Genomic DNA, 21034 nt, shown 5'->3' with positions numbered 1-21034 from the left:
AAAATTAGGGTTTTTAGAATATCAGCAAATTAACATCGCTGTAATCCAGGTCGAACCATTCGCCCACAGATTTACTGGTTAAAATGCCGTGGTAAAAGTACAACCCATTTTTTAAACCACGATCAAATCGGATAGAATTTTCGAGTCCGCCATCCTCACCAATTTTTAACAAATAGGGTGTAAAGATGTTACTAATAGATACTGAAGCGGTTTTAGAGTATCGTGCAGGAATATTAGGAACACAATAGTGCACAACACCGTGCTTTATGAAGGTTGGTTTTTTATGGCTGGTAACTTCACTGGTTTCAAAACAGCCACCCATATCAATACTCACATCAATAATAATAGCACCTTTTTTCATGCCTTCAACCATGGCTTCTGTAACAATAATAGGCGAGCGGTTATTCCCACGTACAGCACCAATAACCACATCACAACGTTTTAACGCCTTGGTTAGGTTTTTTGGCTGCACGGTAGAAGTATAGAGTGGTCGGCCTAAATGTTCCTGAATGCGACGCAATTTTGTAATGGAGTTATCAAAAACTTTCACATTAGCTCCAAGACCTAAGGCACTTCTACCTGCAAATTCTCCAACCGTTCCGGCTCCAAGAATAACAACTTCCAGAGGGGGAACGCCACTAATATTCCCAAACATCAATCCGTTTCCGGAGTTAGCATTGGATAGTAGTTCGGAGGCGATCAAAACTGAAGCAGTTCCCGCAATTTCGCTTAAAGATTTCACAGCCGGATAGGCCCCATCGGCATCACGAATAAATTCAAAAGCTAGTGCCGTGATCCTTTTGGAAGCCAGGGCTTCGAAGTATTTTTTCGACTGCGTTTTAATTTGAAGCGCAGATATCAGTATGGTTTGAGGATTTATGAGTTTTATTTGTTCCAGAGTAGGGGGTTCCACTTTTAAAATCATAGGACAAGCAAAAACCTTCGCAGTGTCATTCGTAATTTTAGCACCAGCCTCACTGTAATCCTTATCAGTAAAATTAGCTCCCTCTCCGGCACCCGCTTCAATAAGCACTCTATGACCATTACTGGTTAGGGCATAAACGGCATCAGGGGTTAGGCATACACGTTTTTCCTGATAAGCGGTTTCCTTTGGTATTCCAATAAAAAGCTCTCCTTTTTGTTTTAAAATTTCGAGTTTTTCTTCCTGAGGTAGTAACTGTTGTTTGGTAAAGGGAGAAATCGGGTTGGCCATGGTTTAAATTTAAATATGAAACAAATTACAAATAAATTTCTAATTGCCTAAAAAAATAATATCACGCCATGGCTTATTTGAAAATCATATTATTGCGGTTTAACCACAGGCAAAATTCAATTAAAAATTATATGTTTGTAAACCCAAGATTATTTTTATGTTTCGAATTTTCATATCGTCATTAATTCTAGTAATTCCCTTTTCAACATTAGCTCAAAATTTAAATCTCTATGGAACAGCAAAGGATACTGAAGGTAACCCTGTAGCTTTTGCCAATGTAGTGCTATACAATCAAGACGAAACCCAAGTTATTCAAGGAACAGTTACTAACGAAGAAGGTGCTTTTAAATTTGAAAATCTTGAGAAAGGGAAGTATGTTTTGATGATTAAATTCCTGGGTTATGAAGATTCAAAACGCGCTTTGGATCTTGTTGAAAATACGGATTTAAAGCCTTTTGTATTAACCGAAAAAACAGAAGCGTTAGACGGAGTTACGGTGGTTTATAAAAAGCCTACCGTTACACGACTAGTAGATCGGTTGGTGTTTAATGTAGAAAATTCAACATTATCTAATAATTCGGTTTTTGATGTATTGAAACAAACGCCGGGGATATTATATAATAATGGTACGCTTACTGTTAGAAATTCTAACCCTGTTATTTACATTAACGACAGACGGGTGTATCTATCTGCAAGTGAGGTAAATCAATTACTTCAGGGCACACCGGCTTCCAATTTAAAATCCGTTGAAGTCATTACCAACCCACCCGCAAAATATGATGCTGAAGGTGGTGCTGTGATCAATATTGTAACAAGTAAAAATATTATTGCAGGTTATAACGGTAGCATTTTCGGTAATTATACTCAGGGTTTTGAATATCCGAAATATAGTATTGGAACAAGTCATTTTTTCAAAACTAAAAAATTAAATACCTACGTGAATTATAATATTAATCCGCGACAGGATTACCGTCAGAATGATGAGATCATCAATTTTAAAGAAAACAATCAAACAGTGAGTCATTGGGAAACGGATTTTCAAAGACGTCGGAAAACGGCTAATCAAAATATCAACACCAATATAGATTACACTATTGATGATCATAATTCTATTGGAATTACGGGTAACTTCTTAGTAGCACCGCGAAGGAATACTCAAAATAAAGTACATTCGGAAACCCTTATGTTTGATGCTAATCGGGTTTTGGACTCGTTATTTGTTACTAATAATCGTTTGGTTGAAGAAACCTTCAATATGGCTTTGACTCTAGATTATGTGCATCATTTTAAAAAGGAAGGAGAAACGCTTTCAGCGAGTTTACATCACACAAATTATGATTTTTCAAACTTTCAGGATGTAAACACCGATTATTTATTTCCGGACAGTAGTTTGATACGTCAAAACAAATTTCAAACTTTTTCCAGTCAGTTAACAAAGATTTATACAGGTCAGGTAGATTATGAATTACCTATTAAGAATGGGGCTCATTTTAATGCCGGAGCTAAGTATTCTCAAATTAATTCTGAGAGTATTTTAGATCAGTTTGAGTATAATAATGGTGTAAGACAAAAAGATAATTCCAACTCTGATATTTTCGATTATAGTGAATCTAATTATGCGGCATACTCCAGTTATGCTAAAGATTGGGAGGCCTGGAGCTTAAAACTTGGACTTCGGACAGAATACACCAAAACACGAGGAAACTCTTTGTTATTGGATCAGGTAAATAACAACGATTATTTGCAATGGTTTCCCTCATTTTACTTAAAAAATACGATTAACAAGAATAACACGGTTTATTTTAATTACAATCGCAGGATATTTAGACCCAGGTATAATCAACTAAATCCGTTTAAATATTATTTAAATGATAATACATACCTAACCGGAGATCCTAATTTAAAACCGCAAATAGACGATGTGCTCACACTTGGTTATACCTTAAAACAAGTTTTTACTTTTGAATTGTATTACCGCTACGAAAACAATTCAGCTATAAATATTGTTTTCCAGGACAATGCAAACAACAAAATAAAATATGTGAATACCAATATCGATCATAGTGTATCATACGGTCTGGATTTTATGACGTATACGCCTATTGTAAACCACTGGAATTTGTATGCCTTAAGTTCATTATTTTATTACGACAATAAGTTTTTTGCTATTGAAGACGCTAATGCTTTGGTTGCAAACAACAAATGGTCTGTTTATTTACAGGCCGTAAACTATTTTACGTTTTTAAAAGATAATAGTTTAACTGCGAATCTATCGTTGTTATATATTTCGCCGCTGGCTGATGGGGCATCAAGGATTGGAGACCGATCCGGTATAAATTTTAGTGTTCGTAAGGATTTATGGCATGGAAAAGCTTCAATAACTATGGGTGTTAATGATATCTTGAATACTATGAACTTTACCCAAACAACTCGATATTTGAATCAAGACATTTATGTGGCTTCTAACATGGAAAATAGAACCTTTGTTTTGGGCTTTAATTATAAGTTTGGTAATACCGGATTACAGTCAAACAAACACGATATAGATTTAAAAGAACGTGATCGTTTGAAACAAGATAACGATTAAAAGTAATCTTTTAATTTATCCCAGAAATTCTTGGGTTTAATTTTCAGTTCTTCTTCCATTTCTTCCAAAGTAGTAGATTCCTCATATATGCGATTGAATATTCGTGCTCTAATTAAATATATAGATGGAATAATAACTGCCATAACTGGAATCAAATAGATCAATTGATTAGAATCAATTGCTGTCAAATCTGTTTTAAAAATACTAAAAGCTTGATAGGCATACATCGCAATTGGTACTAAAAGTGTGTGATACCACCAGTGCTTGCAGGTAAAGAACCAGATAAATAAAAGGTATAGGGGAATTAGTTTGCCTGTGAGTGTCCAAGCTAAGATATAAACGTTGGGGTAAAACTTACTTTCGTATGTAAATAAAAAGGTATCCCATACTTTTTCGTATGGAACACCTTCATATAAGTAAAACAGATAAGGAGTAACGGCAATGAAAGTTGCCACAATACTCCCTAAAATCAAAGCTTTCTTATCCGCACGATGGGACAATGATGTCTTTTTTCTCGATTTTTGCTGTTGTTTGTCCATCTAGGTTATATTGATTAGCAGCTTGAGCTAAAAACAATACACCTCCAAAGATTGCAATTGCAATTAAATACTTTTTAGTTTTCATTTTGTTAAGGGATTTAATTAATTAATTACCCAAATGTACAAAAGAGCTATCGGTGAAATACAGTTAAATGTTAAAAAAATGTTAAAAACATTGGAATTCTAAATTTACAACTGTGGTATTCCCGTAAAATTGCAGTTTTCGGAGATCTATTTGTTGTTCATGGTGCTAATTCAGGTTTATTAGTTATTCGTTTTATTTCAATTTGAGTGTTCTGCCCGAGGCAGAATTAGTTTTTAATTCAATACTATGAAAGGGTTCCGGTATGAAACTCTCTAAAATCTGAGGCCATTCAACAAAAATCCAGGCATCCGATTCAAAATAATCTTCAATACCAAAATTAAAGACTTCTTCTTCATCCGCTATCCGATATAAATCAAAGTGAAAAATTTTTCCTTTGGATATCGCATATTCGTTTACTATTGAGAACGTAGGGCTACTTACCTCATCCTCACTACCTAATGCGCTTACCAAAGCTTTAATCAAGGTTGTTTTTCCGCTTCCCATATCGCCATAAAACAATACAACTTTACTTGAAAGATTTTTAATAATCTCTTCCGCAACAGCCTTAATTTCAAATAATTCAAACGATTTATCTAATTTCGTCTCTCTCAAAGTTAATAATTATTAGCTACTTTCCTAAAATTTCTAATTAATTAGGAGTTACAGTAATTTCATTTTTCGATTAACGGGGTTCGCAAACCACAAAAGGAATGATCATTTCTTCTAAAGAAACGCCACCGTGCTGGTAAGTATTTCTGTAATAACTTACATAGTGATTGTAGTTGTTGGGATAAGCAAAAAACAAATCACCCTTCGCAAAAATAAATGAACTACTCATGTTTAAAACCGGTAAATGAATGTCTTTGGGGTTCTTAGCTTCATAAACATCTTTTCCTTCATATGTTAAACTTCTCCCGGTTTTATAGCGCAAATTTAAACTGGTATTTCGGTCTCCAATAACTTTTGATGGATTTTTAACATTTATTGTTCCATGATCTGTTGTTAAAATAAGTTTAAATCCTTGTTGCTGCGCCTGTTGGATCAAAGCAAACAGCGGTGAGTTTTTAAACCAACTCAATGTTAATGAGCGATAGGCTTTATCGTTTGAAGCAAGCTCTTTAACAACCTCCATTTCGGTTTTTGAATGAGATAGCATATCAACAAAATTATACACGATCACAGTGAGGTCGTTATTTTTTAAACTATTGAAATTCTCTAATAGCTTTTTGCCTGTTTTTAAATTGGTGATCTTGTGATACTCGTAATTTAAATTTTTTAGGCCCAATCGCTTCATCTGGGTGTCTAAAAATTCAGCTTCAAACATATTCTTACCACCTTCATCTGTATCATTTCGCCAGTATTCGGGGAATAATTTTTCCATTTCAGAGGGCATCAAACCTGAGAAAATAGCGTTCCTCGCATACTGCGTTGCCGTGGGTAAAATACTTAAAAAGGCATCTTCACGTGTTTTTTTGTAGTACGTATTTATAACAGGTTCTAAGGCTTTCCATTGATCGTAACGCAGATTATCAATAACCACCATAAGCGTAGGTTGGTCCTTGCTTAACTCCGGAACAACTTTTTGCTTGAATAAGGTATGAGACATCGTTGGTGCTTCATCTGAATTGCTATTAAACCAATCAGCATAAACTTTTTCGATAAACTTTCCGAATTGACTATTGGCCTCGATTTTTTGAGATTCCAGTATTTCCATCATACCAATATCTTCGATATCTTCCAATTGGATTTCCCAATAGATCAGTTTCTGGTATAGCTCAACCCAATCTTTATAGGTATTAACCATAGCCAAATCCATGGCGATTTTACGAAATTCCTGCTGATAGTTGGAAGTGGTTTTTTCCGAAATCAATCTCGAATGGTCCAAATTCTTTTTTAAACTCAATAAGATCTGATTGGGGTTTACTGGTTTAATAAGATAGTCTGCGATCTTATTCCCGATGGCTTCCTCCATAATATATTCTTCTTCACTCTTTGTGATCATCACCACGGGTAAATTGTCCTGCTTTGATTTGATCTCATTCAGGGTTTCCAAACCGGTAAGGCCCGGCATATTTTCATCTAAAAAAACAATATCAAAAGGATGTTCTTCCAGAGCATCAATAGCCTCAGAACCGCTTTTGCAGGTGGTAACCTCGTAATTTTTTTTCTCCAGAAATAAAATATGTGGCTTCAATAAATCAATTTCATCATCAACCCAAAGTATTTGAATCATAATATTTGTCTTGTATTTTTTAAAATGTTGAGTTTCGTTTTAAATTCGCTTTTTACAAGGGCTTATCCTTATATTTGTAATAAAATGTTTAAAACCTAAGGCTTGAACAAACTTAAAATATTAAACGATCCAATTTACGGATTTATTACCATTCCTAATTCCCTTATTTTCGATTTAATTCAGCATCGGTACTTCCAGCGTTTACGCAGAATTACCCAAATGGGAATGTCGTATTTGGTATATCCGGGAGCGCATCATACGCGGTTTCATCATGCCATAGGTTGTGTGCACCTCATTCAGCAGGCTGTTAAAGTACTTCGTTTTAAAGGGGTTAGCATTAATGAAGAAGAAGAAACTGCCTTGTATGCTGCTATTCTTTTGCATGATATAGGCCATGGTCCATTCTCTCATGCGATGGAGCACAGTATCGTTAATAACATTTCACACGAGAAGATTTCAAGTCTGTTTATGGCGAAATTGAACGACGAATTTAACGGAAATTTAACGCTCGCCATCCAGATTTTTAAAGGTGAATATCACCGAAAGTTTATGAACCAGCTTATTTCCGGGCAGTTGGATATGGATCGTGCGGATTATTTGAAACGCGATAGTTTTTATACCGGCGTTGCCGAAGGAAATATTAACAGCGAACGCTTGATTACGATGTTGAATGTTCATGGAGACGAATTAGTTGTTGAAGAAAAAGGTATTTATAGTGTAGAAAAATTCCTGATTGCCCGCCGACTCATGTATTGGCAGGTATATTTACATAAAACCGGAATTGTTGCGGAACAACTTTTAATTCGTGTTTTAAAGCGTGCCAAGGAGTTGCATGCTAAAGGGGTAATTCTGGATGCCAGTGCGCCATTATTGTATTTTCTTGAGCACGACATTCATCTCTCCAACTTTGATGATAAAACACTGGATATTTTTTCACAATTGGATGACTTTGATATTGTATCTGCAATGAAGCAGTGGCAACATCATGACGATTTTGTGTTACGGGAGTTGTGTAGCATGATCATAAACAGGCAATTACTAAAAATAAAAGTAAAGAAGAAGCCTGTAAAAGCTAAAAGTTTGCAAAAACATATTGACAAAGTCACTTCAAAATATAGTTTAACCGATCTCGAGGCGGCCTATTTTGTATTTACAGGACAGATGGTGAACCAGGCCTATGAGCTGAAAGAAAAGCGCATTACTATTCAGCATAAAACAGGGAAATTACAGGACATCGTAAAAGCTTCTGATCAGCTTAATTTAAAAGCACTGTCTAAGCCGGTAACAAAATACTACATCTGTTATCCTAAAGAAGATCACACAGAAACTTTCGACTCTTAAAATAGGGCTTACCGCAATAACCTTGTTCAGATAAAAAACTTTGGTACATTTTTCCTATTTTTGCCAAGATAAAACCAAAGTTAGTTAAAACGAACACTTGAAATTTACAGCGCAACAAATAGCGGATATATTAGAAGGTGATGTTGTGGGCGACTCGAACATTAAGGTCTCTAAACTGTCCAAAATTGAAGAAGGAGTAGAAGAATCCTTAACATTTTTGGCAAATCCAAAATATACGCCGCATATCTATACCACTAAAGCCTCTGTGACTATTGTAAATAAGTCCTTTGAGCCTGAAAACGATATAAATACAACGCTTATTAAGGTGGATAATGCTTACAAGGCATTCTCAAAACTTTTAGAATATTATAATCAGGTAAAATTGAACAAGTCCGGAATTGAGGAACCTTCTCATATTTCAACTTCTGCTAAATACGGTGATAATCTTTACCTGGGAGCGTTCTCATATCTTGGAGATAATGTTACTATTGGTGATAATGTAAAAATTTTTCCGAACACCTATATTGGAGATAATGTTACAATTGGTGATAATACGGTAATTTTTGCGGGCTCTAAAATTTATTCCGATTGCAGTATTGGGAAATACTGCGTTATTAATTCCGGTGCTATTATTGGTGCGGATGGATTTGGATTTTCACCTGATGAAACCGGCGAATACAAAAAGGTTCCACAAATTGGTAATGTGATCTTAGAAGATTTTGTAGATGTTGGTGCTGCCACGACTATTGATAGAGCAACTTTGGGTTCAACCATTATTCGTAAAGGTGTGAAACTGGATAATCAAATTCAGATTGCGCACAATGTAGAAATAGGAAAGAACACGGTTATTGCCGCTCAAACCGGTATTGCAGGCTCGACCAAAATTGGTGAAAATTGCCAGATCGGTGGCCAGGTGGGTATTGTTGGCCATATAGTGATTGGAAATAATGTAAAAATTCAGGCACAGTCCGGGATTGGTAGAAACGTAAAAGATAATGAAATCCTACAAGGGTCGCCGGCCTTAGCCTACTCCGACTTCAATAAGTCGTATGTACACTTTAAAAATCTACCTAAAATTGTTAAATCCCTCAATGATTTAGAGAAAAACAATGGGAATAGTTAAAACAGATATAAAGCAAAAGACAATAAGCAAAGAGGTTTCACTTAAAGGTGTTGGCCTTCATACAGGAAAGCAAGTAACCTTAACATTTAAATCGGCAGATGCGAATTTTGGATTAGCTTTCAAACGTGTTGATTTGGAGGGGAGTCCGGTAATCGAAGCGGATGCCTGTTTTGTAACCAATACCCAGCGTGGTACCTGCCTTGAAAAAAATGGTGTCACCATACAAACTTGTGAGCACGTTTTGGCATCTTTGGTTGGTTTAGATATCGACAATGTGATCATCGAACTGGATGCTTCGGAGCCACCTATCATGGATGGTTCTTCAAAATTTTTTGTAGAAGCCTTAGAAAAGGCCGGTATTATTGAATTAGATGCCTGTCGTGAAGTTTATGAGGTAACAGAGGTAGTTTCCTATACTGATGAGGATTCTGGTAGTGAGATCATTTTAATGCCCGCTAAAGAATATCAGGTTACCACCATGGTTGATTTTGGAACTAAGGTTTTAGGTACTCAAAACGCAACCTTGAATCAAATTTCCGATTTTAAAAATGATATTGCCGACGCCAGAACGTTCAGCTTCTTACACGAACTAGAAATGTTACTTGAAAATGGCCTTATCAAAGGTGGTGATCTCAACAATGCCATTGTATACGTAGACAAACCTTTGTCTAAAGAAACCATGGAAAAGCTGAAGGTTGCTTTCAAAAAAGATTCTATAGCGGTTAAACCCAACGGAATTCTTGATAATTTAACCTTACACCATCCTAATGAAGCTGCTCGTCATAAATTATTGGATGTTTTGGGAGACCTGGCGCTGGTAGGAACACCCATTCGAGGGAAGGTTATTGCTAACAAACCCGGACATTTTGTAAATACGCAGTTTGCTAAAAAACTTTCAAAACTTATAAAGAACGAACGTCGTAACAACGTTCCTAATATAGATTTAAATCAACCGCCATTAATGGACATTACACAAATTATGTCCATGTTACCGCATCGTCAGCCATTCTTATTGATCGATAAGGTATTTGAACTATCTGACAAAGATGTTATCGCTACAAAAAATGTAACGATGAACGAGGAGTTCTTTAAAGGACATTTTCCGGGAGCTCCCGTTATGCCCGGGGTACTTATCATAGAAGCGATGGCACAAACCGGTGGTATTTTGGTGTTGAACACGGTTCCGGATCCTGAAAACTACCTGACATTCTTCATGAAAATGGATAATGTAAAATTCAAACAGAAGGTATCACCCGGAGACACTCTTATTTTTAAGTGCTCATTAATTACGCCCATACGCCGTGGTATTTGCCACATGCAGGGTTATGCTTATGCCAATGGTAAACTTTGTGCAGAAGCTGAATTAATGGCACAAATTTCAAAAGTTAAATAAATTATGAATCAACCACTTGCTTACGTTCATCCCGGCGCTAAAATCGCTAAAAATGTGGTTATAGAACCCTTTACAACCATTCACAATAATGTGAAAATAGGTGAGGGGACCTGGATAGGAAGTAATGTTACGATCATGGAGGGTGCGCGCATCGGCAAGAATTGCAATATTTTTCCCGGTTCTGTGATTTCCGCCGTACCCCAGGATCTTAAATATAAAGACGAAGAAACTACCGTTGAGATTGGCGATAACGTTACTATTCGAGAGTGCGTTACCATTAACCGTGGCACTGCAGACCGCATGAAAACTGTGGTAGGTAATGATTGCCTGATCATGGCTTATTGTCATATCGCACACGATTGTGTTGTTGGAGATCATTGTATTTTCTCGAATAACAGTACCCTTGCTGGTCATATTACCGTTGGTGATTATGTGGTTCTGGCAGGTATGACGGCTGTACATCAATTCGTTTCCATCGGTAACCATGCTTTCGTAACAGGAGGTTCCCTGGTTCGTAAAGATGTTCCGCCTTATGTAAAAGCTGCCCGCGAACCATTATCTTACGTAGGGATAAATTCGGTTGGCTTGCGCCGAAGAGGTTTTTCAACAGAAAAAATCAGAGAAATTCAAAATATATTTAGAATATTATACCAAAAGAACTACAATAATACCCAGGCAGCCGACATTATCGAAGCTGAAATGGAAGCTACGCCGGAGCGCGATGAAATCCTGCAATTCATTCGAAATTCACATCGCGGTATTATGAAAGGTTATTTTAAATCCAATTAATTTATGGCTAGTACAAGTGATATTAGAAACGGATTATGTATCCGATACAATAATGATATTTATAAAATTATAGAGTTTTTGCATGTAAAACCGGGTAAAGGTCCGGCTTTTGTGAGAACAAAACTCAAAAGTGTAACTACAGGTAAAGTGCTCGACAACACCTTTTCAGCAGGACATAAAATTGAGGATGTTCGTGTGGAAACACATAAATTCCAGTATCTGTATAATGACGGTGAATTCTATCATTTTATGAATGAAGCCGATTACACGCAGATTCGATTGACTGAAGCCGCATTAGATCGTCCTGATCTTTTAAAAGAAGGCGAAGTGGTTACAGTAAGTATCAATACCGAAGACAATATGCCGCTTTCTGTGGATATGCCGGCGAGTGTGGTTTTAGAAGTAACCCACACCGAACCCGGTGTTAAAGGGAATACGGCAACCAATGCTACAAAACCCGCAACCGTGGAAACCGGGGCTGAAGTTAATGTGCCTTTATTTATTAATGAAGGTGACAAGATTCGTATTGAAACTGAAAAAGGAACTTATAAAGAGCGTATTAAAGAATAAATGCGATTTCCTAAACCACATACTTTAAAAGAAATTGCTGCTCTGATCGATAGTAATTTTGTGGGTAGTCCTGATTTTAAGGTTTTGGGTATGAATGAGATCCATGTTGTAGAGCCGGGAGATATTGTTTTTGTAGATCATCCCAAATACTACGATAAAGCTTTAAATTCTGCAGCAACAATTATCCTGATCAACAAAGAAGTAGATTGCCCGCAGGGCAAAGCGCTTTTAATAAGTGATGATCCGTTCCGAGATTTTAATAAGCTTACACAGCATTTTAAACCTTTCGTTTCAGCCAATAGTCAGATATCAGAAACTGCTGAAATTGGTGAAAACACCGTGATCCAGCCCAATTGTTTTATAGGTCATAATGTCAAGATCGGTAAAAATTGTCGCATTCATTCGAATGTAACTATTTATGACGATTGTATAATTGGCGATCATGTGCATATTCATTCAGGAACCGTTTTAGGTGCGAATGCTTTTTATTACAAAAAGCGTCCTGAAGGATTCGATCGTTTGCAGTCTAGTGGACGCGTAGTGATTGAAAACAATGTGGATATCGGTGCAAATTGCACTATTGATAGAGGCGTATCCGGTGATACACGTATTAAAGAAGGATCAAAACTCGACAACATGATCCAGATTGGTCACGATACGGTTATTGGTAAAAAATGTCTGATTGCTTCTCAGGCTGGCATTGCAGGCTGTGTTGTGGTTGAGGATGAAGTTACTATTTGGGGCCAGGTAGGTTGTGCCAGTGGTATAAAAATAGGATCTAAAGCCATTATTTTAGCACAGGCGGGTATTAGTAAATCGTTGCCTGGAAACAAAACGTACTGGGGTACCCCGGCCAGAGAATCCAGATCTGTTTTAAAGGATATGGCCAACGTCAACAAGCTTCCGGAAATGTTTGAAAATTTAAAGTCAAAAAAATAGCAAAAAGACCCCTGTAGATACGCACAAATAAAGTATTTTTGCAACGTAATTACAGATCATAAAAAATAAACAAATGAGTGTTTTAGTAAATAAAGATTCAAAAATAATTGTTCAAGGATTTACAGGTAGTGAAGGAACCTTTCACGCTACGCAAATGATTGAATACGGAACCAATGTTGTTGGTGGTGTAACACCCGGAAAAGGCGGGCAAACCCACCTGGATAAACCGGTTTTTAATACGGTAAAAGATGCTGTTGAAGAAGTAGGCGCTGATACCTCGATTATTTTTGTGCCACCGGCCTTCGCTGCAGATGCAATTATGGAAGCTGCTGATGCCGGAATTAAAGTTATTATTACCATTACGGAAGGCATTCCGGTTGCGGATATGATCACCGCTTCAAATTATATAAAAAATAAAGACTGCCGATTGATCGGACCTAACTGTCCCGGTGTTATTACGCCCGGAGAAGCTAAAGTTGGTATTATGCCAGGTTTTGTATTTAAAAAAGGTAAAGTTGGTATCGTATCAAAATCAGGTACCCTAACTTACGAAGCCGCGGATCAGGTGGTAAAACAAGGTCAGGGTATCACAACTGCTATCGGTATTGGTGGCGACCCAATTATTGGGACCACAACGAAAGAAGCTGTAGAACTCTTGATTAATGATCCTGAGACTGAAGCCGTAGTAATGATTGGTGAAATTGGCGGACAATTAGAAGCTGATGCAGCCAAGTGGTATAAAGAAAGCGGAAGTAAAAAACCGATCGTAGGATTTATTGCCGGGGAAACAGCACCTGCTGGTCGTACCATGGGTCACGCCGGAGCTATCGTTGGTGGTAGTGATGATACGGCGCAAGCCAAAAAGAAAATTATGAGAGCTTGTGGTATCCATGTAGTGGATTCACCTGCAGAAATTGGTAAAAAAGTTGCCGAAGTTTTAGGCTAAAATAATAGATTTAACATTTGAAAAACCTTGCAAATCTTGTGAGGTTTTTTTATTTGAAGCCATTAGGATTTCTTATATTTGAGCATATTGATAAAACAAACTAACAAAGATTATAGATGAAATTATTAGAAGGAAAAACAGCCATCATTACCGGTGCCAGTCGTGGGATTGGTAAAGGTATTGCCGAAGTATTTGCCAAAGAAGGAGCTAATGTTGCTTTTACCTATAGTTCTTCGGTGGAGGCCGCCAAAGCTCTGGAAAATGAATTGAACGCCATGGGTGTGAAAGCTAAGGGTTATCAAAGTAATGCGGCCAGTTTTGAGGAAGCACAACAATTAGCGGACGACGTGGTAAAGGAATTCGGTAGTATCGATATTTTGGTAAATAATGCGGGAATCACGAAAGATAACTTGTTAATGCGTATCACAGAAGAAGACTTCGATAAAGTTATTGAAGTGAACTTAAAATCGGTTTTTAATATGACCAAAGCTGTTCAGCGTACCATGTTGAAACAACGTAAAGGATCAATTATCAATATGAGTTCTGTAGTTGGTGTTAAAGGTAACGCCGGACAAACGAATTACGCGGCTTCTAAAGCAGGTATTATAGGGTTTTCTAAATCAGTAGCCTTAGAGCTCGGTTCCAGAAATATTCGCAGTAACGTGGTGGCTCCCGGATTTATTGAAACGGAGATGACGGCAAAACTTGATGAAAATGTAGTTAAGGGCTGGCGTGATGCCATTCCATTAAAACGCGGTGGAACTCCTGAAGATATTGCCAATGTTTGCGTGTTCTTAGCCAGTGATATGAGTGCTTATGTTACCGGACAAACCTTGAATGTAGATGGTGGTATGTTAACCTAAACCATCCTTAGCTCGTATAAATGAATTCAGAAACGCTGGTTTACATTGTTTTAGTTGGAATTATTGCCTTAGGGCTAGCGTTCTTTCAGTATTATAAAAGAAATCAAAGCATGTCTAAATGGAACATGCTTTTTTCTTTTCTGCGCTTCTGTACCTTGTTTGTGCTTGGTCTGTTACTCGTTAATCCAAAGATCGAACGAAAGGTCCTTACCACTGAAAAACCCGATCTTATTGTGGCTGTGGATAATTCAAACTCCATAAAACAACTGGAACATAACCAGGAGGTTACGGCATTAGTGGAAAAACTACAGCAGAATCCGGAGTTAAAAAATCGATTTAATATTCATTTTTATAGTTTTAGCAAATCCTTAAAATCTTTAGACACGCTTACTTTTAATGAAAAACAAACCAACATTTCGAGTGTCTTCAAAAATTTAAAACAGATTTATAAAGACCATGTGTCACCTACCATTTTGATCTCCGATGGAAACCAAACTCTTGGTAGTGATTATAGTTTTTCTTCAAGGGAATATGGGCAACCTATTTATCCGGTAATACTGGGTGATACTACTAGCTATACCGATCTAAGAATAGCCCAACTCAATGTCAACAGATTTGCATATTTAAAAAATCGCTTTCCGGTGGAAGTTATATTGGTTTATGAAGGTGTGGAACCTGTATCCTCTAATTTTGAGATCCTTCTTAAGGATAAAATAGTGTTTTCGAAACGATTGAATTTTTCAAAATCGAAAAGTTCTCAGGTGGTTCAATTTGATCTTCCGGCAGACCAGGTTGGTGTTCAATCTTATGTTGCTCGGCTAAACCCTTTGAAAAACGAAAAGAACACCATTAATAATACTAAAAACTTTGCAATTGAAGTCATCGATCAAAAGACCAACGTAGCTATTGTTAGTAGTATTATTCATCCTGATCTTGGTGCCTTAAAAACAAGTATTGAAACAAATGAACGCCGTGCTGCACGTATTTTAAAGCCTAATGAAATAGTCGGTAAATTAAATGATTTTCAATTAGTTATATTATATCAACCAAACAGAAGCTTTAATAAAATAATCCAAGCATTACAAGATGCAAACAAGCATGTATTTACTATTGTAGGTACAGATACCGATCTAAATTTCTTCAATTCGTATCAAAAAATCATCAAGCAGGAAAACACATATCAGATTGAAGATTATCAACCGGTATTAAACCCCGGGTTTTCTCCGTTTACTGTAGAAGATCTGGATTTTTCTAACTATCCGCCACTTCGTGCTCCTTATGGAAAAGTAACCTTTACCGGACCATTTCAAACATTAATATCAAAAGCGACCCATGGTGTCGTTTTAAATGAGCCGCTTTTAGCAACTTTTGAAATGAATTCCAGACGCCAAGCCGTATTATTTGGTGAAAATATTTGGGGTTGGCGATCACAGGCTTTTGTTAACTCAGGGAATTTTGAATTTTTTGATAACTTTCTGGGGAAACTGGTGCAATATTTAGCTTCCAATAAAACGCGTGACAGATTACAAGTGGACTATCAATCCTTTTACGATGGTGAATCCAATTTTTTAATTCAGGCGCAATTCTTTGATAATAATTACGAATTTGATCCCCGAGAACAGCTGAATATCACTATCAAAAACTCAAATACGGGAACCGAAACCGTTTTTCCTTTAGTACTTAAAAACAATACTTTTCAAGTAGATTTGAGTAGTATGCCCTCCGGCAGCTACGACTTTACGGTAAAAGCAAAAACAGAAAATATTTTCAAATCCGGCCACTTCGAAATTTTAGATTATAATGTTGAGCAGCAATTCTTAAATGCCGATGTAACAAAACTGGAAGGGTTGGCTACTAACAGTAAAGGCAAAGCGTATTTTATTGCTGATTATGATGGATTAATTCATGAACTCATGACCGATACCCGTTATCAAATCATCCAGAAAAGCAATAAAAATACCGTACCTTTAATCGATTGGAAACTTCTCCTTATCATATTGGTAAGTTGCTTAACTGCAGAGTGGTTTCTAAGAAAATACAATGGATTAATTTAAACACTAAACATCAACTATGGAAAAATTACCAAAAGTGGCGCTGCCGGCGATTGTAGTCGCGGTACTTGCCATCATTTTATTAGCAAAATCAGCTGTTACGATAGGTTCCGGTGAAGCCGGAGTCCTTTTTAAAACCTTTGGCGAAGGTGTGGTTACTGACGAACCACCAATGAGCGAAGGTTTTCACATCGTGGCGCCCTGGAATAAAGTATTCGTTTATGAAGTACGGCAGCAAGAACTTTTTGAAAAAATGAAGGTCTTATCTTCCAACGGATTAGAAATTCAAATTGATGCTTCTGCCTGGTATCAACCTGTTTCAGAGGATTTGGGAAACTTACATCAAAATATTGGTCAGAATTATTTACAACGCGTTATTCAGCCGGCTATTCGTTCAGCAGCGCGAAGTGTTGTGGGGCGCTACACACCTGAGCAATTATATTCGAGCAAACGTGATGCCATTCAGGATGAGATCTTTGAAGAAACCAAAAAGATATTGGACAAACAATATGTGCAACTTAATGAAGTACTAGTGCGTGATGTAACTTTACCTAACACCATTAAAGATGCTATTGAACGCAAATTAAAACAAGAACAGGAATCATTAGAATACGAATTCCGTTTAGTAACTGCTGAAAAAGAAGCCGAAAAAGTACGTATTGAAGCTCAGGGTAAAGCTGATGCGAATAAAATTCTAAGTGCTTCCTTAACAGATAAAATTTTACAGGACAAAGGGATCGATGCAACCATTAGATTATCTGAATCCTCGAATTCAAAGGTAATCGTTATTGGTTCGGGTGATAGCGGTTTACCTATCATCCTTGGAAATCAATAATGAATATCTTAAAATTTGATTGGTTATTTTAGAAAGTTTATTTCTTTCTTTAACTGAATAGAATAATTCTATAATTAAATAAACAAATCGTTCTTTTAATTTGGATTTATTCTTAGAATTTTATGATATTTGTACAACAAAAATTAAACATGACATTTATTCATACACATCATCATTTTCTTATTTGCTCTCAAGCGAAGTGAAAATGTATTGAATAAATTCAACATATTTTTTAACCCGTTTGAGACCATCAAACGGGTTTTTATTTTTAAACCTGTAATGATCGTCTCAAAATTATAACAAAAAAACATGAGTAAATTAAGAATTGCTGTTCAGAAATCAGGGCGTTTACACGACGACTCCATGCAAATTTTAAAGGATATCGGTATTTCAATTGATAACGGTAAAGATCAATTAAAAGCCTCTGCCAAGGATTTTCCAGTGGAGATATTTTACTTGCGAAATGGCGACATTCCACAATACTTAAAGGATGGTGTAGTTGATGCTGCCATTATTGGTGAAAATGTCTTGATTGAAAAAGGGGAGACCATTACGGTAGCCGAAAAATTAGGTTTTTCCAGTTGCCGCGTTTGCATTGCTGTTCCAAAGACCAAAAAGTACAATGGTATTCAAGATCTTGACGGTAAGCGTATCGCGACCTCGTATCCCAACACGGTAAAGGACTATCTTGAAAGTAAAGGTGTGCAGGCGAACTTGCACATTATTAATGGATCCGTGGAGATTGCTCCAAATATTGGATTAGCCGATGCTATTTGTGATATCGTATCCAGTGGCAGCACCTTGTTTAAAAACAATTTAAAAGAGGTTGAGACCATTTTAAAATCAGAAGCTGTTTTAGCCGTTTCTCCGATTATTTCTGAAGAGAAACAAGAAATCCTTAACACCATTCAGTTTCGGATCAGATCAGTATTAAAAGGGCGTCAATCGCGGTATATTTTGCTTAATGCGCCTAATGATAAAATTGAAACAATAAAGGAAATATTACCCGGAATGCGCAGTCCAACGGTTTTACCTCTGGCAGAAACAGGCTGGAGTTCTGTACATTCCGTAATTAGTAAAAATGAATTTTGGGCCATTATTGACCGGTTAAAAGAAGCAGGAGCGGAAGGCATTCTTGTTTGTCCTATTGAAAAAATGGTATTATAAGCTATTGAAGATGGAAATAATTAATAATCCAAATAAAGGTACCTGGAGCGATATTTTAAAGCGCCCTACACAAACATTAGACGCTATTGAAGGCATTGTAGGTGAAGTGTTTCAGGAGGTAATATCTAATGGTGATGCAGCCATTCAAAAGTATACAGCTAAATTTGATGACGTGACTTTAGAGTCCGCACTGGTTTCCGATACTGAAACGAAAGCTGCGATCAATCAGGTTTCCGAACCTCTTAAAAAAGCCATAATTCAAGCAAAAGAAAATATTGAAGCCTTTCATGCAGCACAAAAAACAGAACCTGTTAGGGTGGAAACAACACCGGGCGTTTCTTGCTGGCAGGAAAAACGCCCTATAGAAAAGGTTGGATTGTACATACCGGGAGGCACGGCACCATTATTTTCAACGGTGCTTATGTTGGCTATTCCCGCTAAACTTGCGGGATGTAAAGAGATCGTTCTGTGCTCTCCACCAAACAAAAAAGGAAATTTAGCTCCGGAGATCTTATTTACTGCGCAACTTTGTGGTGTTACAAAGATCATCAAAGTAGGAGGGATCCAGGCGATTGCCGGCATGACCTTCGGAACAAAAACGATCCCACAAGTGTATAAGATCTTTGGTCCGGGTAATCAGTTTGTAACCGTTGCGAAACAATTAGCAACCAAATACGGTGTTGCCATCGATATGCCTGCAGGCCCAAGTGAACTCCTTGTTGTTGCCGATGATTCCGCAGATCCTGCTTATGTAGCTTCCGATTTGTTGAGCCAGGCCGAGCACGGTATGGATAGTCAGGTTATTTTAGTGAGCAATTCCAAAGCCCTCATTGAAAAGGTTTCTGATGAAATAGCATCGCAAATTAGCGTTCTTCCGCGTAAAGCGATCGCAGAAAAAGCTATTAATAATTCAAAATTGATTTTTGTAGGAGATGATGCCACAGCTTTAGAAATGATCAATGAATATGGACCGGAACACTTCATTATTTGTACTAAAAATGAAGGTTTTTATGTTTCCGGAATTATGAATGCCGGTTCAGTATTTATCGGTAATTACACGCCTGAAAGTGCAGGAGATTACGCTTCAGGAACAAATCACACGCTTCCAACAAACGGCTTTACAAAAGCCTATTCCGGAGTAAACCTGGATAGTTTTATGAAGCAAATGACGTTTCAAAAAATCTCTGAAAAAGGTTTAAAAGCCATAGGTAAAACCATAGAAAATATGGCTGAAGCTGAAGGTTTGCAGGCTCATAAAAACGCGGTTTCCATCCGCTTAAAAGATTTGAAATAAGATGGATATTCAAAAGCTATTACGCAATAATATTAAGAATTTAAAGCCTTATTCCTCTGCACGTGATGAATTTCAGGGCGGCACTAAAACCATGGTGTTTTTGGATGCCAATGAAAATCCATTTGAAAATGGTGTAAACCGTTATCCGGATCCTTATCAAAATGCATTAAAAGGTTTGCTGTCTGAACTTAAAGATTTTTCCAGGGACCAGATCCTACTGGGAAATGGTAGTGATGAAGTTCTTGATATTATCTACAGAGCATTTTGTGAACCTAAAGACGATAACATTCTGATTTTACCACCAACCTATGGCATGTATGAGGTTTTGGCCGGCATAAATGATGTTGCGGTTAAGAAAATAAATCTCACGTCAGAATTTCAGCTCGATGTTCCAAAAATCCTTCAGGCTACCGATGATCATAGCAAATTGTTGTTATTGTGTTCTCCGAATAACCCAACAGGCAATAGTTTTTCCGAAAAAGATTTAGAAAAACTAATCAGTAAATTTAAAGGTATTGTTGTTCTGGACGAGGCTTATATCGATTTTTCCGAAAAAGAAAGCTGGCTTAAACGGTTGAATGAATTTCCAAATTTGATCGTTACGCAAACCTTATCAAAAGCTTACGGCATGGCTGGTATTCGTTTAGGAATTTGTTATGCTTCCAAAGAAATAATTACTGTTTTAAATCGGATTAAACCTCCATATAACGTGAATATTTTGACTCAGAAAAAAGCCATTGAACAGCTTCAGAACAAAGGTTTAGCCCATAATCAGATCAATGATATTTTGGAACAACGAAATCACTTGAAGATCGTTTTAAAGAATATTCCATTCATTTCAAAAATTTATCCAAGTGACGCTAATTTTTTATTGGTTAAAGTTGATGATGCAACTAAACGCTATCAGCAATTATTAAAACTTGGTATTGTAACACGCAACCGTACGAACGAGGTGGGATGTGAAAATTGTTTAAGACTTACTGTGGGAACGGCGGAAGAAAATAAAAGAATTATTGAGGCTTTCAAATCATTATCCAATTTGAAATCTTCAAAAAAATAATAAAAG

At 36.9% G+C, this 21034-nt stretch carries 18 protein-coding genes; 14 read left to right on the top strand and 4 right to left on the bottom strand.

Going from position 1 to position 21034, the window contains the following annotated elements; genetic code table 11:
• Nucleotides 1–13 precede the first annotated feature (13 nt).
• A complete protein-coding gene (locus ABD682_RS12650) occupies nt 14–1213 on the bottom strand; it encodes an alanine dehydrogenase (RefSeq protein ID WP_344741843.1) in 1200 nt (399 codons plus the stop codon).
• Between the two features lie 157 nt (nt 1214–1370).
• Between ABD682_RS12650 and ABD682_RS12645 the strand changes: the two genes are divergently transcribed.
• Complete coding sequence (locus ABD682_RS12645) at nt 1371–3800, top strand: outer membrane beta-barrel family protein (protein WP_344741842.1); 2430 nt, start codon at nt 1371–1373, stop codon at nt 3798–3800.
• On the opposite strand, the gene ABD682_RS12640 is transcribed toward ABD682_RS12645, so the two are convergent.
• From ABD682_RS12640 to porX, 3 genes are all read right to left on the bottom strand, one after another.
• On the bottom strand, nt 3797–4339 hold the full coding sequence (locus ABD682_RS12640) for a hypothetical protein (RefSeq protein ID WP_344741841.1): 543 nt from the start codon (nt 4337–4339) through the stop codon (nt 3797–3799). The genes ABD682_RS12645 and ABD682_RS12640 overlap by 4 nt on opposite strands.
• Nucleotides 4340–4616: 277 nt before the next feature.
• On the bottom strand, nt 4617–5036 hold the full coding sequence (gene tsaE, locus ABD682_RS12635) for a tRNA (adenosine(37)-N6)-threonylcarbamoyltransferase complex ATPase subunit type 1 TsaE (RefSeq protein ID WP_344741840.1): 420 nt from the start codon (nt 5034–5036) through the stop codon (nt 4617–4619).
• Between the two features lie 70 nt (nt 5037–5106).
• Entirely contained in the window at nt 5107–6657 is a 1551-nt protein-coding gene (gene porX / locus ABD682_RS12630; protein WP_344741839.1) for a T9SS response regulator signal transducer PorX, read from the bottom strand.
• Between the two features lie 102 nt (nt 6658–6759).
• On the opposite strand from porX, the gene ABD682_RS12625 reads away from it, so the two are divergent.
• The 13 genes from ABD682_RS12625 (at nt 6760) to hisC (ending at nt 21028) form a co-directional block, all read left to right on the top strand.
• Complete coding sequence (locus ABD682_RS12625; RefSeq protein WP_344741838.1) at nt 6760–7998, top strand: HD domain-containing protein; 1239 nt, start codon at nt 6760–6762, stop codon at nt 7996–7998.
• A gap of 97 nt (nt 7999–8095) precedes the next feature.
• Nucleotides 8096–9121: a UDP-3-O-(3-hydroxymyristoyl)glucosamine N-acyltransferase gene (lpxD, locus tag ABD682_RS12620; RefSeq protein ID WP_344741837.1), complete on the top strand. Its 1026-nt coding sequence runs from the start codon at nt 8096–8098 to the stop codon at nt 9119–9121.
• Entirely contained in the window at nt 9108–10514 is a 1407-nt protein-coding gene (locus ABD682_RS12615; RefSeq protein ID WP_344741836.1) for a bifunctional UDP-3-O-[3-hydroxymyristoyl] N-acetylglucosamine deacetylase/3-hydroxyacyl-ACP dehydratase, read from the top strand. Before lpxD ends, ABD682_RS12615 begins: the two co-directional genes overlap by 14 nt.
• A gap of 3 nt (nt 10515–10517) precedes the next feature.
• Nucleotides 10518–11303: an acyl-ACP--UDP-N-acetylglucosamine O-acyltransferase gene (gene lpxA / locus ABD682_RS12610; protein WP_344741834.1), complete on the top strand. Its 786-nt coding sequence runs from the start codon at nt 10518–10520 to the stop codon at nt 11301–11303.
• Between the two features lie 3 nt (nt 11304–11306).
• A complete protein-coding gene (efp, locus tag ABD682_RS12605) occupies nt 11307–11873 on the top strand; it encodes an elongation factor P (RefSeq protein WP_344741832.1) in 567 nt (188 codons plus the stop codon).
• Nucleotides 11874–12812, top strand: a complete 939-nt coding sequence (locus ABD682_RS12600; RefSeq protein WP_344741831.1) for a UDP-3-O-(3-hydroxymyristoyl)glucosamine N-acyltransferase — start codon at nt 11874–11876, stop codon at nt 12810–12812.
• Nucleotides 12813–12885: 73 nt separating this feature from the next.
• Nucleotides 12886–13758: a succinate--CoA ligase subunit alpha gene (sucD, locus tag ABD682_RS12595; RefSeq protein WP_344741830.1), complete on the top strand. Its 873-nt coding sequence runs from the start codon at nt 12886–12888 to the stop codon at nt 13756–13758.
• A 116-nt stretch (nt 13759–13874) separates the two neighbouring features.
• Nucleotides 13875–14621 carry a 3-oxoacyl-[acyl-carrier-protein] reductase gene (fabG, locus tag ABD682_RS12590; RefSeq protein WP_344741829.1) on the top strand — a complete coding sequence of 249 codons (747 nt, stop codon included), beginning with the start codon at nt 13875–13877 and terminating at the stop codon, nt 14619–14621.
• A gap of 20 nt (nt 14622–14641) precedes the next feature.
• The gene (locus ABD682_RS12585) at nt 14642–16675 is read left to right on the top strand and encodes a nucleotidyl transferase family protein (protein ID WP_344741827.1); all 2034 of its coding nucleotides are present in this window, start codon (nt 14642–14644) and stop codon (nt 16673–16675) included.
• A 16-nt stretch (nt 16676–16691) separates the two neighbouring features.
• Nucleotides 16692–17507, top strand: a complete 816-nt coding sequence (locus ABD682_RS12580) for a prohibitin family protein (RefSeq protein WP_344741826.1) — start codon at nt 16692–16694, stop codon at nt 17505–17507.
• Nucleotides 17508–17816: 309 nt separating this feature from the next.
• Entirely contained in the window at nt 17817–18674 is an 858-nt protein-coding gene (gene hisG / locus ABD682_RS12575) for an ATP phosphoribosyltransferase (RefSeq protein ID WP_344741825.1), read from the top strand.
• A 10-nt stretch (nt 18675–18684) separates the two neighbouring features.
• Nucleotides 18685–19968: a histidinol dehydrogenase gene (gene hisD, locus ABD682_RS12570; RefSeq protein ID WP_344741824.1), complete on the top strand. Its 1284-nt coding sequence runs from the start codon at nt 18685–18687 to the stop codon at nt 19966–19968.
• A gap of 1 nt (nt 19969) precedes the next feature.
• Entirely contained in the window at nt 19970–21028 is a 1059-nt protein-coding gene (hisC, locus tag ABD682_RS12565) for a histidinol-phosphate transaminase (protein ID WP_344741823.1), read from the top strand.
• The last annotated feature ends 6 nt before the right edge of the window (nt 21029–21034 follow it).

This window comes from Gaetbulibacter aestuarii (assembly GCF_039537665.1).
Lineage (GTDB): Bacteria > Bacteroidota > Bacteroidia > Flavobacteriales > Flavobacteriaceae > Gaetbulibacter_A > Gaetbulibacter_A aestuarii.
Note: the sequence above shows the minus strand (reverse complement) of the source record. Positions and strands in the feature narration are given on the sequence as shown.

What these genes read in the sequence shown, in the direction of transcription:
- ABD682_RS12650 (WP_344741843.1), bottom strand. Translation starts at nt 1,213, where the DNA reads ATGGCCAACCCGATTTCTCCCTTTACCAAACAACAGTTACTACCTCAG.
- ABD682_RS12645 (WP_344741842.1), top strand. Translation starts at nt 1,371, where the DNA reads ATGTTTCGAATTTTCATATCGTCATTAATTCTAGTAATTCCCTTTTCA.
- ABD682_RS12640 (WP_344741841.1), bottom strand. Translation starts at nt 4,339, where the DNA reads ATGGACAAACAACAGCAAAAATCGAGAAAAAAGACATCATTGTCCCAT.
- porX (WP_344741839.1), bottom strand. Translation starts at nt 6,657, where the DNA reads ATGATTCAAATACTTTGGGTTGATGATGAAATTGATTTATTGAAGCCA.
- ABD682_RS12615 (WP_344741836.1), top strand. Translation starts at nt 9,108, where the DNA reads ATGGGAATAGTTAAAACAGATATAAAGCAAAAGACAATAAGCAAAGAG.
- lpxA (WP_344741834.1), top strand. Translation starts at nt 10,518, where the DNA reads ATGAATCAACCACTTGCTTACGTTCATCCCGGCGCTAAAATCGCTAAA.
- efp (WP_344741832.1), top strand. Translation starts at nt 11,307, where the DNA reads ATGGCTAGTACAAGTGATATTAGAAACGGATTATGTATCCGATACAAT.
- ABD682_RS12600 (WP_344741831.1), top strand. Translation starts at nt 11,874, where the DNA reads ATGCGATTTCCTAAACCACATACTTTAAAAGAAATTGCTGCTCTGATC.
- sucD (WP_344741830.1), top strand. Translation starts at nt 12,886, where the DNA reads ATGAGTGTTTTAGTAAATAAAGATTCAAAAATAATTGTTCAAGGATTT.
- fabG (WP_344741829.1), top strand. Translation starts at nt 13,875, where the DNA reads ATGAAATTATTAGAAGGAAAAACAGCCATCATTACCGGTGCCAGTCGT.
- ABD682_RS12585 (WP_344741827.1), top strand. Translation starts at nt 14,642, where the DNA reads ATGAATTCAGAAACGCTGGTTTACATTGTTTTAGTTGGAATTATTGCC.
- ABD682_RS12580 (WP_344741826.1), top strand. Translation starts at nt 16,692, where the DNA reads ATGGAAAAATTACCAAAAGTGGCGCTGCCGGCGATTGTAGTCGCGGTA.
- hisG (WP_344741825.1), top strand. Translation starts at nt 17,817, where the DNA reads ATGAGTAAATTAAGAATTGCTGTTCAGAAATCAGGGCGTTTACACGAC.
- hisD (WP_344741824.1), top strand. Translation starts at nt 18,685, where the DNA reads ATGGAAATAATTAATAATCCAAATAAAGGTACCTGGAGCGATATTTTA.
- hisC (WP_344741823.1), top strand. Translation starts at nt 19,970, where the DNA reads ATGGATATTCAAAAGCTATTACGCAATAATATTAAGAATTTAAAGCCT.